At 64.2% G+C, this 13,712-nt stretch carries 13 protein-coding genes; 11 read left to right on the plus strand and 2 right to left on the minus strand.

The features are described from left to right. Positions 1-127 precede the first annotated feature (127 nt). From def to LPW29_RS10125, 9 genes are all read left to right on the plus strand, one after another. Complete coding sequence (def, locus tag LPW29_RS10085; protein WP_238627895.1) at positions 128-688, plus strand: peptide deformylase; 561 nt, start codon at positions 128-130, stop codon at positions 686-688. After that, the gene (gene fmt / locus LPW29_RS10090) at positions 688-1,617 is read left to right on the plus strand and encodes a methionyl-tRNA formyltransferase (protein WP_238627896.1); all 930 of its coding nucleotides are present in this window, start codon (positions 688-690) and stop codon (positions 1,615-1,617) included. Before def ends, fmt begins: the two co-directional genes overlap by 1 nt. Before the next feature lie 8 nt (positions 1,618-1,625). Next, a complete protein-coding gene (gene rsmB / locus LPW29_RS10095) occupies positions 1,626-2,921 on the plus strand; it encodes a 16S rRNA (cytosine(967)-C(5))-methyltransferase RsmB (RefSeq protein ID WP_238627897.1) in 1,296 nt (431 codons plus the stop codon). Between the two features lie 23 nt (positions 2,922-2,944). After that, positions 2,945-3,511 carry a DUF4390 domain-containing protein gene (locus tag LPW29_RS10100; RefSeq protein WP_090252153.1) on the plus strand — a complete coding sequence of 189 codons (567 nt, stop codon included), beginning with the start codon at positions 2,945-2,947 and terminating at the stop codon, positions 3,509-3,511. Then, positions 3,496-5,703 (plus strand): ATP-binding protein, encoded by a 2,208-nt coding sequence (locus LPW29_RS10105; RefSeq protein WP_238627904.1) that lies wholly within the window; start codon positions 3,496-3,498, stop codon positions 5,701-5,703. The genes LPW29_RS10100 and LPW29_RS10105 overlap by 16 nt, the downstream gene beginning before the upstream one ends. Beyond that, positions 5,700-7,073, plus strand: a complete 1,374-nt coding sequence (locus LPW29_RS10110; protein WP_090252158.1) for a sigma-54-dependent transcriptional regulator — start codon at positions 5,700-5,702, stop codon at positions 7,071-7,073. The genes LPW29_RS10105 and LPW29_RS10110 overlap by 4 nt, the downstream gene beginning before the upstream one ends. A gap of 3 nt (positions 7,074-7,076) precedes the next feature. Further along, positions 7,077-8,450: a Trk system potassium transporter TrkA gene (gene trkA / locus LPW29_RS10115; protein WP_090252161.1), complete on the plus strand. Its 1,374-nt coding sequence runs from the start codon at positions 7,077-7,079 to the stop codon at positions 8,448-8,450. 73 nt (positions 8,451-8,523) lie between these two features. After that, on the plus strand, positions 8,524-8,865 hold the full coding sequence (locus tag LPW29_RS10120) for a tetratricopeptide repeat protein (RefSeq protein WP_090252162.1): 342 nt from the start codon (positions 8,524-8,526) through the stop codon (positions 8,863-8,865). Further along, positions 8,858-9,805, plus strand: a complete 948-nt coding sequence (locus tag LPW29_RS10125) for an LpxL/LpxP family acyltransferase (protein ID WP_238627899.1) — start codon at positions 8,858-8,860, stop codon at positions 9,803-9,805. The genes LPW29_RS10120 and LPW29_RS10125 overlap by 8 nt, the downstream gene beginning before the upstream one ends. A 32-nt stretch (positions 9,806-9,837) precedes the next feature. Here the strand turns inward: LPW29_RS10125 and LPW29_RS10130 are convergent, their stop codons facing one another. Both LPW29_RS10130 and nadA read right to left on the minus strand, forming a co-directional pair. Beyond that, positions 9,838-11,031: a hypothetical protein gene (locus LPW29_RS10130; RefSeq protein ID WP_238627900.1), complete on the minus strand. Its 1,194-nt coding sequence runs from the start codon at positions 11,029-11,031 to the stop codon at positions 9,838-9,840. 39 nt (positions 11,032-11,070) lie between these two features. After that, positions 11,071-12,150, minus strand: a complete 1,080-nt coding sequence (gene nadA / locus LPW29_RS10135; RefSeq protein ID WP_255705557.1) for a quinolinate synthase NadA — start codon at positions 12,148-12,150, stop codon at positions 11,071-11,073. A 137-nt stretch (positions 12,151-12,287) separates the two neighbouring features. On the opposite strand from nadA, the gene LPW29_RS10140 reads away from it, so the two are divergent. Together LPW29_RS10140 and LPW29_RS10145 are read left to right on the plus strand one after the other, a co-directional pair. Then, positions 12,288-12,809 carry a protein disulfide oxidoreductase gene (locus LPW29_RS10140; protein ID WP_238627901.1) on the plus strand — a complete coding sequence of 174 codons (522 nt, stop codon included), beginning with the start codon at positions 12,288-12,290 and terminating at the stop codon, positions 12,807-12,809. 166 nt (positions 12,810-12,975) lie between these two features. Then, positions 12,976-13,712 (plus strand): AMP-binding protein (locus tag LPW29_RS10145; protein ID WP_238627902.1); only part of this gene is annotated, 737 nt, incomplete at its 3' end.

Raw genomic sequence — 13,712 nt, forward strand, 5'->3', positions numbered from 1 at the left:
CGGCGGGTCCCGGCCGTCTCGGCTTCCCCGTGCGCGAGCCCGGACGGCATGATCCTGATGGAATCACAACTTTAGCAGAAATGTTTTTGACGCTGCACAAATACACCCATTGAGCGGATAGGCGGTCATGGCACTACTAGAAATCCTGCGTTTTCCCGATCCCCGGCTGCGTCGTCAGGCCGAACCCGTCAAGGCTGTGGATGGCGAGATCCGCAAGCTCGTGGACGATATGTTCGAGACGATGTATGCCTCCGAGGGCATCGGCCTGGCTGCCGTGCAGGTGAACGTGCTGCGCCGGGTGATCGTGATGGATGTGGCCGATGAGGGCTCCGAAGAGCGCTCCGGCCAGGGGCTGCGTCCCTTGTGCTTCATCAACCCGGAGATCACCGATCGCTGGGGCGAGGCAGAGTGCGAGGAGGGCTGTCTGTCCGTGCCGGGGTATTACGAACCGGTGACACGGGCCGAGCGGATCCGGGTGAGGGCCCTGGACCGTCAGGGCAAGCCTTTCGAGATGGAGGCGGGCGGACTGCTGGGGGTGTGCATCCAGCATGAGATCGATCATCTGGACGGCAGGCTGTTCGTGGACCACCTCTCCAAGCTCAAGCGCGATCGCATTCGCAAGAAGCTCGAAAAATCCAGCCGTCACGGCACGCCCAGTCGCGCCCCGCGGCAGCGCGAGGCAGTTTGATGCGGATTGTCTATGCCGGCACGCCGGAGTTCGCCGTACCCGCCCTCAAGGCCCTGATTGACTCCCCCCATACGGTGGTGGCCGTCTACACCCAGCCGGACCGCCCCGCCGGGCGGGGGCGAAAACTCAAGCCCAGCCCCGTCAAGCAACTGGCTCAGGCTCACGGGATTCCCGTGGAGCAGCCCGAACGCCTGCGCGACGAGGCCACTCAACAGATGCTGCAGGCCCACGATCCGGACCTGATGGTGGTGGCGGCCTATGGCTTGATCCTGCCCCAGGCCGTGCTGGACATCCCCCGCCTGGGCTGCGTGAATCTGCATGCCTCGCTGCTGCCCCGCTGGCGTGGCGCCGCGCCCATCCAGCGTGCCCTGTTGGCCGGGGACGAAGAGACCGGCATCACCCTGATGCAGATGGCTGCCGGGCTGGATACCGGCGACATGCTGCTCAAATCCCTTTGCCCCATCACCGCCCACGACACCGCTGCCACCCTGCACGACACCCTGGCGGACCAGGGTGCGGATCTCCTGCTCCAGGGACTGACGGCCCTGGAGGCAGGCTCGCTGCAGGGAAAGCCCCAGGACGAGGCCCGGGTCACGTATGCCGAGAAGCTCAGCAAGGCCGAGGTTCCGCTGGACTGGACCCGGCGAGCCGTCTGCCTGGATCGTCGCGTGCGTGCCTTCAATCCCTGGCCGGTGGCCCAGACCCTCTACCAGGGGCAGCCCTTGCGCCTGTGGATGTCGGCGTTGCCCGCAGGGCAGGCCTCGGCGGCGCCCGGCACCGTGGTGGCAGAGGGCCCTGAAGGCATCGATGTGGCCACTGGCGAGGGTCTGCTGCGCATCACCCGCCTGCAACTTCCAGGTGGCAAGCCGCTGTCAGCGCGGGAATTTCTGAACGGACGCTCCCTGCTGGGCCGCGTGCTGGGACAGTAGGAAAACTCATGTCACCTCGTGAAGCCGCTCTCAAGGTCCTGTTGCGTGTCCTCAAGGACGGCGCCTCTCTTTCCGATGCCCTGCCGCATCAACTGCAGCAGGTGCCCCCCCGCGACCGCGGCCTGACCCAGGCCCTGTGCTACGGCACCTTGCGCTGGCACCGCCGTCTCCAGGCCATGCTCGATGGCTGGATGGACAAACCCCTGCGGGGCAGGGATCAGGACGTGGCCTGTGCCCTGCTGATGGGGCTGTTCGAGATGCAGTCCATGAATACCCCCGACTATGCCGTCATCCAGCAGACCGCCGATCTGGGGCGCAGCCTGCGCAAGCGCTGGGCCGTGGGTCTGATCAATGGCGTGCTGCGCCGGGCCCAGCGCGAGGGTGAGGCTTGGGGGCAGCAGGTGGATCAGTTGCCGGCCCTGCGTCATGCCCTGCCGGACTGGCTCTTCGGGTGTTTGCAGCAGGCCTATGGGGCGGATGTCGACACCCTCTGCCAGGCCATGAACGCCCATCCCCCCATGACCCTGCGGGTGAACCTGCACCGGGGCTCGCGGGCGGATTATCAGGCCCGGCTGGCGGCGGCAGGCCTTCAGGCCCATCCCCTCGAACAGGTGCCCTCGGCCCTCATCCTGTCCGAACCGGTGGCGGTGGAGACCCTGCCCGGTTTTCAGGCCGGCGAGGTCTCGGTTCAGGACGCCGCGGCACAACTGGCGGCCCCTTTGCTGGACTGCCACCCGGGACAGCGAGTGCTGGATGCCTGCGCAGCCCCCGGGGGCAAGACCCTGCATCTCCTGGAACAGGCCGGTGGCGATCTGGACATCACCGCCCTGGATAGCCAGGCCGGGCGCCTGGATCGGGTGAGGGAGAACCTGGACCGTGGCCGGTATCAGGCCCGCCTGGTGGCCGGTGACGGGGCCAGGCCTGAAAACTGGCATCAGGGCGCGGTCTATGACCGCATCCTGCTGGATGTACCCTGTTCCGCCACCGGCGTGATCCGTCGGCATCCGGACATCAAGTTGCTGCGCCGGGATGCGGACATCCCCGCCCTGGCCACCGAGCAGGCCCGACTGCTGCGGGCGCTCTGGCCGCTGCTGGCGCCCGGGGGTATGCTTCTGTATGTCACCTGTTCCCTGTTGCCGGATGAAAACGACTTGACCGTGGCTCAATTCCTTCACGATGAACCCTCGGCCAGCGAATCCCCTCTGCAGGCTTCCTGGGGCCGCGCCCGAACGGTGGGTCGCCAGATCCTCACCGGTGACCAGGAAATGGACGGTTTCTATTATGCTCGGCTGATCAAGCGTTGACCTGCGCGGCGTCACAAACCCGGATGTACGGTTTGCGGGCGCTGCTGTTGTCGTGCCTGCTCTCCCTGCTGGTGGCCCTGCCGGTCAATGCCCTGTCCGGTGATGCCCCCCTGAAGGTTCGGTCCGCCCATACCGAACTGGCCAACGGTCTGTATCTGCTCAACGCCACCATCGATTACCACCTCACCCCCAATCTGGATGAGGCGCTTCACAATGGTGTGAAGCTCACCTTCGAGGTGCAGGTAGAGGTCAGTCGCGGTCGTGACTGGATCTGGGATGCCACCGTGGCCGAACTCTCCCAGCGTTATCGTCTGGAATACCATGCCCTGAGCCGACTGTACGTGATCACCCATCTGAACACGGGGGTGAAGCGCACCTTCTATCGTCTGCAGTCGGCCTTGTTCACCCTGGGAGCGTTGGATGAACTGCCATTGCTGGATGCCTCCCTGCTTCAGGATGGACAGGACTACCGAATCCGTTTGCGCACCCGGCTGCGGGTGGATGCCCTGCCGCTGCCGCTGCGGGTGCGGGGTTATGTGATGAGTGAGTGGAGCCCAGCGAGCGACTGGTATACATGGTCATTGCGTTGAGACGACTCTCGCTGGGCCTGCTGCCCATGGGCATCATCTTCGTGGTGCTGCTGCTGTCGCTGCTGGTGATGAGTGATGCGGCCCAGAACTCCGAGCGCTTCGAGCGCCTTTACATCTGGCTGCTGTTGTTCAACTCGCTGGCCCTGGTCTTCATGGCGGCCTTGATCGGTACCAAGCTGTTTCTCGTGACCCGCCGGGTACTGCGCAATGAACCCGGATCGCGGCTGACCCTCAAACTGGTGACCCTTTTCGTGGGCCTGGCCTTGGTGCCGGTCATGGTGGTGTATTACTTCTCCATCACCTTTCTGGATCAGGGCATCGACAGCTGGTTCGATGTGCGCGTGGAAAAGGCCCTGGAGGATGCCCTGGAACTGTCCCGTTCGTCCCTGGATCTGCGTGTGCGCCAGCACACCCAGGAGACCGAGTCCTTGGCCCGGGATCTGGTGGATGTCTCCCAGGCCCTGGCGGCGTTGCGTCTGGGAGACATGCGCGACGACAGCCGGGCCATGGAACTGGCCCTGTTCGGGGCCGACAACCGCATCATCGCCTACACCAGTGGTGCCACCCTGCAGCGCCTGCCCACCTTGCCTGCCGGGGAGGTACTGATGCTCTTGTCCCAGGGGCGTACATACTCGGCCCTGGAGCCCGTGTATGACGAAGGACTGCATATCCGCGTGGTCACGCCGGTGCCCAGCCGTAGCCCCTCTGGAGATGGCCGCATCCTGCAGGCGGTGTATCCGGTGGCGCCACGCATGGGGGCCCTGGCCGACAGCGTCCAGGATGCCTTCTCCGAGTACAAGGAATTTGCCTATCTGCGGGGCCCGATCAAGCAAAGCTTCACCATCACCCTGTCCCTGGCCCTGCTGGTATCAGTGATGGCCGCTGTCTGGGGGGCCCTGTACTCTGCCGGACGCCTGGTGGCACCCATCCAGGAACTGGCTGAGGGCACTCGCGCCGTGGCTGCCGGTGAGTATCACAAGAAGCTCCCTGTCACCCAGAATGATGAACTGGGTTTTCTGGTGCGCTCGTTCAATGCCATGACCGCCACCCTGGCCGCCACCCGCGACGAGGTGGAGCGCAGCCGCAGATTGGCGGAAAGTCAGCGCATGTACCTGGAAGCCGTGCTGCAGAACCTTTCTTCCGGCGTCATTACCCTGGATCGCCGCCTGACCCTGCGCACGGCGAATGCCGCCGCCTCGCAGATCCTGGAGGTGGATCTGGAGCGTCATCTGGGGCACGATCTGGACGAAATTGCCCGTCACTCCGGCGTGGTGGAGCGGTTTCAGGAAGAATTGGGCCCGTTCTTCTCCGAACGCCGACCGGAATGGAGCGAGCAACTCACCGCTTTTGGTGCCGGCGGTCGCAAGGTACTCATGTGCCGGGGTGTCTGGTTGTCCCATGGGAGCGGCCTGCGGGGTGGTCCGGTGGTGGTGTTCGATGACATCACCACCCTGATTCAGGCCCAGCGGGATGCCGCCTGGGCGGAGGTGGCCCGGCGCCTGGCCCATGAGATCAAGAACCCACTCACCCCCATCCAGCTCTCCGCCGAGCGTCTGGAGCGCAAATTGCAGCCGCACCTCAAGGAGGCCGAGGCCCTGATTCTGCAGCGTTCCACGCAGACCATCATCAACCAGGTGGAGGCCATGAAGGCCATGGTCAACGCCTTCAGCGATTATGCTCGGCCTCCGGCCCTGGCCATCAAGCCTCTGGACCTGAATCAACTGGTGCGTGAGGTGGCGGAATTGTATCGTCACGGGGATGTCGGCGTGCGCCTTGAACTGAGCCTGGATGAGCGCCTGCCGCCGCTGCGGGCGGATGCGGGCCGCTTGCGCCAGGTGCTGCATAATCTCATCAAGAATGGTCTGGAGGCCCTGGAAGGCATGGACGACGGTTGCCTGAGCCTCCAGACCCGTCAGCAGGTGGACGGTCACCGCAGCATGGTGGAAATTCTCGTGCTGGATAATGGCCGCGGCCTGTCGGAAGACATGATGACGCGGTTGTTCGAACCCTATGTGACCAGCAAGCCCAAAGGGACGGGGCTTGGCCTGGCCATTGTCAGGAAACTGGTCGAAGAGCATAACGGCATGGTGCGGGCGGCCAACCGCCCGGAGGGTGGGGTGGTGGTCAGCATCCATTTGCCACTTTCCGAAGACAGCCCTGCCGATACCCATGAGTCTCGGGAGGTGGTGTGAGCGAATCCTATATCCTGGTGGTGGATGACGAACCGGATATTCGTGGTCTGGTACAGGAGATCCTGGAAGACGAGGGCTACGGTGTGGCCGTGGCGGGCACGGTGGAAGAGGCCCGGGAGCAGCGTCGCAAACGCCGCTTCGACCTCATCCTGCTGGATATCTGGATGCCCGATGGCGATGGCATTTCCCTGCTCAAGGAATGGATCGAGGCGGGGGGGCAGCCCAGCCCGGTAATCATGATGTCCGGCCATGGCACGGTGGAGAGTGCTGTGGAGGCCACCCGTCTGGGGGCCTATGATTTCCTGGAAAAACCGCTCTCACTGGCCAAGCTCACCCTTACCGTGGAGCGGGCCCTGGAGGCCGACCGGCTCACCCGGGAAAACATCGGCCTGCGTCGGCGTTCCCACAACACCGTTGAGCCGGAAGGTTCCAGCACGGCCATGCAGGCCCTTAGGGATCAGGTGAACCGCATCGCCCAGCACGATACCTGGGTGCTGATCACCGGTGAGGCCGGGGTGGGCAAGCAAATGTTTGCCCGGTATCTGCATGTCTGCAGTGCCCGGGCCGGCCGACCCTTCGTGGAGGTGCCGGTGGGGGCCATGAGTGCCGATGAGGCGGTGGTGGAGATCTTCGGTCAGGAACAGGGCCACCGCATCCGCTACGGGCTGCTGGAGCAGGCCAGCGGCGGCACACTGTTCCTGGACGAGGTGGCGCAGATGGATCCGCACACCCAGGGCCGGTTGCTCACCGCCCTGGAGGGCCAGCGCATGACCCGGGTGGGCGGTAGCGATCCCATCGCTGTCAATGTGCGGGTGGTGGCCGCCACCCAGGAGGATTTGCGGGCCCGGGTGACCGCCGGGCAGTTCCGCGAGGATCTCTACTATCGCCTTAGCGTGGTGCCCCTGCACATCCCGCCGCTGCGCGAGCATGTGGACGACATCCCGGAACTGCTGGAGCACTATGTTCACGCCTTTCATCAGGAGGAGGGCCTGCCCCAGCGCCATTTCAGCGGGGGTGCCCGGGCCCGCCTGGCCCGTCACCCCTGGCCGGGCAATATCCGCGAACTGCGCAACCTGGTACAGCGCCTGCTGATTCTGGGGAACGCCGATGAAGTGGACGCAGCCGAGGTGGAGGCCGCGCTGGCCGGGATTGCCCCCCAGCCCGTGGGATCCCGGGAGGGCCTGGAGATCAATACACAACTGCCGCTGCGCGAGGCCCGCGAACAGTTCGAACGGGATTATCTGCTGCGTCAGCTGGAGCAGGTGGATGGCCATATGACCCGCCTGGCGGAAAGGGTGGGGCTTGAACGCACGCATTTGTATCGTAAACTGCGCGCCCTTGGCATCGAGCCGAAGAAGTCCCGGGACTGAACCATGAAAATACTGATACTGGGCGCGGGCCAGGTGGGTAGCACGGTGGCCCATAATCTGGCCAACGAGGCCAACGATATCACTGTCGTGGACACCCGCCCGGACATCCTGCGGGCCCTTCAGGACCGCCTGGACCTGCGCACCATCGTCGGCTTCGCCTCCCATCCGGACGTGCTCATCAGCGCCGGTGCGCGGGATGCGGACATGATCATTGCGGTCACCAATTCCGATGAGACCAACATGATCGCCTGTCAGGTGGCGTATACCCTGTTCCATACCCCCACCAAGATCGCCCGGGTACGGGGTATCGAGTATCTGGAATACCGAGCCCTGTTCACCCCGGAATCGTTGCCCATCGATGTGCTCATCAGTCCCGAGGAGGTGGTCACCAATTACATCCAGCGCCTCATCGAGCATCCGGGGGCCCTGCAGGTGCTGGACTTCGCCGATGGCCGGGTCTCCCTGGTGGCGGTGCGCGCCTATCATGGGGGGCCATTGGTGGGCAAGGAGCTCAAGCACCTGGCCACCCACATGCCCGGTGTGCAGACCCGGGTAGCGGCCATCTTCCGGCGCGAGAAGCCCATCTTCCCCGAGGGCCACACGGTCGTCGAGGTGGATGACGAGGTCTTCTTCATTGCCGCGCGACGCAATATCCGCGCCGTGACCAGTGAGTTGCGGCGCCTGGACAAGCCCTATCGGCGCCTGATGATCGCCGGGGGCGGCAACATCGGCAAGCGCCTGGCCCAGAACCTGGGTCCGCATTTCTCCGTCAAGCTCATCGAGCGCAACCCGGCCCGGGCCAAGGAGCTGGCCGAGACCCTGGATCATGTGGTGGTGCTGATGGGCGATGCGGCGGATAAGGAACTGCTCATCGAAGAGAACATCGAGGGCACGGATGTCTATGTGGCGGTCACCGACGATGATGAGGCCAACATCCTTTCCGCCATGCTGGCCAAGCGCCTGGGCGCCCGCACGGTGATGTCGCTGATCAACCGTCCCAGTTACGTGGAGCTGGTGCAGAGCGGGGTGATCGATATCGCCATCTCACCGCAGCAGGTGACCATCGGCGCCCTGCTCACCCATGTGCGCCGCGGCGATGTGGTGGCCGTGCACAGCCTGCGTCGTGGCGCCGCCGAGGCTATCGAGGCGGTGGCCCATGGCGATCGCAAGACCTCCAAGGTGGTGGGTCGCCGGGTGGAGGAGATCAAGCTGCCCAAGGGCTGCACCATCGGTGCCCTGGTGCGCGGCGACGAGGTGATCATTGCCCACCGCGACACCGTGGTGCAGTCGGAGGACCACGTGATCCTGTTCCTCACGGACAAGAAACGCGTCAACGAGGTGGAACGCCTGTTCCAGGTCAGCGTGACATTCCTGTAGGCCCGTCCGGGTTTTGCCTGCTTGGGTTGACGTTATACTGGTTGCTCATTTTTGTAAAACGAACGGGCCGAACATGACCAATATCGAACGCTTCGAGGCCATGCTGGCCGACGGTCAGGATAATCAATTGCTGCGATTCTCCCTGGGCAATGCCTATCTGGCCGACGGTCGCCCCGGTGAGGCGTCCATCCATTTGCGGGCCGCCGTGGGCCATGATCCGGCCTATTCTGCCGCCTGGAAGTTGCTGGGGCGGGCCCTGGACGAGAGCGGGGCGCTGTTCGAGGCCCTGGATGCCTATAACGAGGGCATCACGGTGGCCGAGTCCCGCGGGGATATCCAGGCAGCCAAGGAGATGCGCATCTTCCGCAAGCGGCTGGAAAAGCGGATCGCGGTGGAAGAGGGGCGCCATGACTGACGCGGGGGTCCAGGCCCCGGAGGGCTACCGCACCCACTTCGAGCGGGCCATGCTGCATCCGCGATACTGGGGGACCTGGCTGGGTATCGGCCTGCTGTGGGCGGCCATGTGGTTACCCCGGCCCGTGGCTCGGGGGCTGGGGCGGATGGTGGGCTGGCTGGCCTGGGTGACCGGCGGGCGCCGGCGGCAGATTGGCCGCGTGAACCTGCGGCTGTGCTTTCCCGAGTGGACGGAAGCAGAGCGCGAGCGTGTGTTGCGTGAGCATTTTCGTATCGTCGGGCAATGTTTTGTGGATTACCCCGTGCTCTGGTTTGGCAGCCTCCGGCGCCATCGGGCGCGTTTGCAACTGATGGATGAAGCGGGTGTGCTGGAGATGCAGCGCCAGGGCCAGCCGGCCATCATCTGTGCCGCCCATGCCCCGGCCCTGGATTTTGGTGGCTTGAGGTTGAGCCTGGAGTGCGGCGGGGTGTCTTTTGCCAAGCCCATGAAGAACCCCATCATCGAGTGGATCAACACCCGCAGTCGTTCCCAGTATGGCGCCGCCATGTTTGCCCGGGATCAGGGGCTGCGCCCGGCCATCCGCCACACCCGGCAGGGCAAGGTGTTCTATTATCTGGCGGATGAGGATCTGGGCCCCGCCCACACGGTGTTTGCCCCCTTCTTCGGGGTGCCCAAGGCGACCATCCCTGCCCTGGGTCGCCTGGCGCGCCTCACCGGTGCTCCGGTGGTACCCAGCATGGGTTTCTACCGGGTCGATGAGGATCGTTATGAACTGGTCATGGCCGAGCCCCTCGCTGATTTTCCCACCGGGGACGACGTGCAGGACGCAGCCCTCATGAACGCTGCCCTGGAGGCCCTGATCCGCCGCGATCCAGCTCAGTATCTCTGGACACTGCGGTTCTTCAAGACCCGTCCGCAGGGGGCGCCCAAGGTGTATTGAGGCTGTCGGCAGGCACCAGCCCTCCAGGCCCCTCAACCGCTGGACTTGCGCTTGAATCGGCTCGAGCGTTTCAACTCGCTGAGTATCTCCCGCTCCAGCCCATCCAGGTCCTCGCTCTTCACCTGGGCCACGTCGCTGATCCAGGCTGTTGTCTCGTTCCGCTTCTTGCGAAAGTAGTCCAGGATGAACTGCTCGGAAAGCAGGACGAAGCGGATGGCCTGGGCCGGATCCACCTGCAGGAAGGGATTGCGGGCGATTTGGCGGGCCGAGTTCTCCTGCTGCTGACAGTAGCGGCTGAGCAGGCTGTACAAGGCCATGCGCCCGTCGCCCATGTGACGGGAAACGGATGCCCGGGTCAGAGGATGCAGGGCCGCGTCCACCAGGGCATCCAGCCACTGGGTCAGTTGGGTTTCCGAGATGCTCACTTCCCGAGAGCGCAGTTCCGCTGCCAGGGCCATGATGCGCGATTGCAGGTGCTCCGCCTGCTGATCGGCGTGGAGGCGCTTGACCGCTCGACGCCATAGGGTCTGGGAGTCCTCAAGCTGTGTGCGCAGATCCTCGATCTGCTCGCGCAGGGTTTCCGCCTGCTGGTCCAGGGTGTTGATCTGCTTGAGGCGTACCTGCATCTCGTGCTGGGCAACCGTGATGCGGATACGGAAATACTGGGCCAGCAGGTTCTCGATGCGCTCGCTGTGTTCATGCAACCGCTCGATGGCCTGCTGAAACACCGGCGCATGGTCTGGCGCGTAGACCTGATCCCGTAACAACTGGGCCGAGCGGGTGGTGTCTGCGTTTTCGGCCCTGATATCCAGCAACAGGGCATTGAGGGTACGGATCTGGTTGCCGAGACGGTCCAGGTTCTGGGGGGTGTGTTCCCTGTGCCACTGCTCGTAAAGCTGCCCCAGGCCTTCCAGTTTCTGCCAGAAGATCTTGACGTTGGCGGTATTGCCAACCACCTGCGACTTGTCCAGAGCGCTCATCACCTCCGGGCCATACTGCTCCTGTATGTGCAGCCTGCGTTCCAGATGATAGGCGTTGGCCGAGAGGATCAGGCTCTCCACCGCGCGACGGGAGTAGTAGGGGGCCTCGTCCACCAGGTCCAGCGGGATGTTTTCCGGCAGTTTTTCCGGCGGCAGGCGGGACAGTTGCTCCGCCGGCAGCTGCGCCACCATCTTGCGGAACACCGCCATGGGAATGACGGGCTGGGGCGCCGCCTCGTCGCTCACGGGCACGGGGTCCAGAGTCGGTCCGGCGGCGCCATGGGATCAGGCGTCCCCACGCCCCAGCACTGGTGTGTGCTGACCGCTGGCGAAATCCAGCATGCGCTGGGTGGAGCGCAGCGCCCCCTGGCGTACGGTTTCCTCCACATGGATCTCGTTACCCCCCTTTTCCAGCACTTCCAGCAGATTGCCCAGGCCGTTCATGGCCATCCAGGGGCAATGGGCACAACTGCGGCAGGTGGCGCTGTGACCGCCGGTGGGGGCTTCCAGAAAGGTCTTGTGGGGGGCCGCCTGACGCATTTTGTAGAAGATGCCGCTGTCGGTGGCCACGATCAGGGTCTCGTGGGGCAGTTCACGGGCCGCCTGGATGAGTTGTGAGGTGGAGCCTACCGCATCGGCCAGTTCAATGACGCCCGCAGGGGACTCCGGGTGCACCAGCACCGCGGCATCCGGGTGTGCCTGTTGCAGATCCTTCAGCGCCCGGGTACGGAATTCATCATGCACCACGCAGGCGGTATGCCACAGCACCATGTCGGCGCCGGTGGTCTTCTGGATGTAGGCACCCAGGTGCCGGTCGGGCGCCCAGAGAATCTTTCTGCCCTCGTCCTTCAGGTGTTCCACCAGCTTCACGGCGATGCTGGAGGTGGCCACGTAGTCGGCGCGCGCCTTCACCTCGGCCGAGGTGTTGGCGTACACCACCACCGTGCGGTCCGGATGCTGATCACAGAAGGTGATGAATTCATCTGCCGGGCAGCCTAGGTCCAGGGAGCATTCTGCCTCCAGGGTCGGCATGATGACCCTTTTTTCCGGACTCAGGATCTTGGCCGTCTCTCCCATGAAGCGGACGCCCGCCACCACCAGGGTGGAGGCGGGGTGCTCCTTGCCGAAACGAGCCATATCCAGGGAGTCGGAGACGCAGCCGCCGGTCTGTTCGGCGAGCATCTGCAGGTCCTCGTGCACATAGTAGTGGGCCACGAGGGTGGCATCCTGTTCCTTGAGCAAAGTCTTGATGCGCTCGATCACCCGGTCACGCTCGGCTCCCGTGTAGTGCGGCATCTGCCTTTCCACCCAGGCGGTTTCCGGAACCTTGAAGTGGCGCAGCGGTTGTACGGTGGATGTGGTCATGAATCTTGAGTCCCCGTTGGCTTGCGGGCAGGCCGTGGGCCTGTTGATAATGGTTTGGACCGGTATCAAACCGTCACGTTCTCCCCATGGCGTTCGACGAACGCTCTCTCTCTACAGCAGGCGATCATCCCCCAGCCATGAGTGACACCTCCAAGCATACCGGACGGCGGCGCTGGCTGCGCCGTGCCCTGGAATGGATCATCATCCTGCTGGTGTTCCTGGCCATCAAGGCCTGGTTACAGCGGGACATGATCTCCGGCGAGGCACCGCCGCTTCAGGGCGCACTGCTGGACGGCTCACCGGTGAGCCTGTCGGACTATCGTGGACAGCCGGTGCTGGTGCACTTCTGGGCCACCTGGTGTGGTATCTGCCGCGTTGAACAGCCAGCCATCGAGTCCATCAGTCAGGACTGGCCGGTGCTCACTTTGGCCATGCAGTCCGGCGGTGCCCTGGAGCTGCGGGCCTACATGCACGAGCATGACTACACCCATCCGGTGCTGGTGGACGAAACCGGTGCCCTGTCAGCCCGCTTCGGCGTGGGCGCGGTACCGGCCACTTTCGTGGTGGACGCCGATGGCCAGGTGCGCTTCCGCCAGCGTGGCTTTGCCACCGGCTGGGGTTTGCGAGCCCGCCTGTGGGCTGCCACGACATTGAACTGACACAGCACACCAAAACCGACCATCCCGGTGATTATACTGGGCAATCGCGATATATTCAGGCAAAACTTGGGGATACCGTGCTCACCCGGCCATGATGCGCTGCAGGACGAGATTCCCTCACGGGCAAGAACCCGGGGCCAAGTACCCCGACAGCAGAGGAGTCAACATGGGCGAGCCCAATCACGTCATCACGCCGGGGGAAGCGGGAACCCTGGCTGGACTGTTCAGGGAGCGAGTCAAGCGAAGCCCGGGAATGGTGGCTTACAAACAGTATGATCCGTCGGCTTCCGAATGGGTGTCACGCAACTGGCAGCAGGTGGGGGCGCAGGTGGCCCGCTGGCAGTCGGCACTGCAAAAGGAAGCGCTTTCACCGGGAGACCGCGTTGCGGTCATGCTGCGTAACTGTCAGGAATGGGTGATCTTTGATCAGGCCTGCCTGGGCCTTGGCCTGATCACCGTGCCGCTGTACACCGACGACCGACCGGACAACATCGCCTACATCCTCAAGGATGCCGGGGCGAAGCTGCTGCTCCTGGGGGGGCGTCAGCAATGGAAACGTCTTCAGGAGGTTCGCGAGCGGCTGGATACGGTCAATCGCATCATCACCCTCCAGCCGGTGGACCCGGCAGAATTTCCCGAGGACAAGCGCCTCAGGTGCCTGGACGAATGGGCTCCCGAGGGTGACCACGAGCTGGTGACCCGCGAGGTCGACCCCGACGCCCTGGCCACCGTGGTGTACACCTCGGGTACCACGGGTCGTTCCAAGGGCGTGATGCTGACCCACCAGAACATCCTCCAGAACGCCTATGCCGCCCAGCAGTGTGCCCCCATGGGGGGCGAGGATCTGTTTCTTTCCTTTCTGCCCCTGTCCCACACCCTGGAGCGCACCGGTGGTTGCTACAT

This window comes from Ectothiorhodospira sp. 9100, assembly GCF_022227565.1.
Lineage (GTDB): Bacteria > Pseudomonadota > Gammaproteobacteria > Ectothiorhodospirales > Ectothiorhodospiraceae > Ectothiorhodospira > Ectothiorhodospira marina.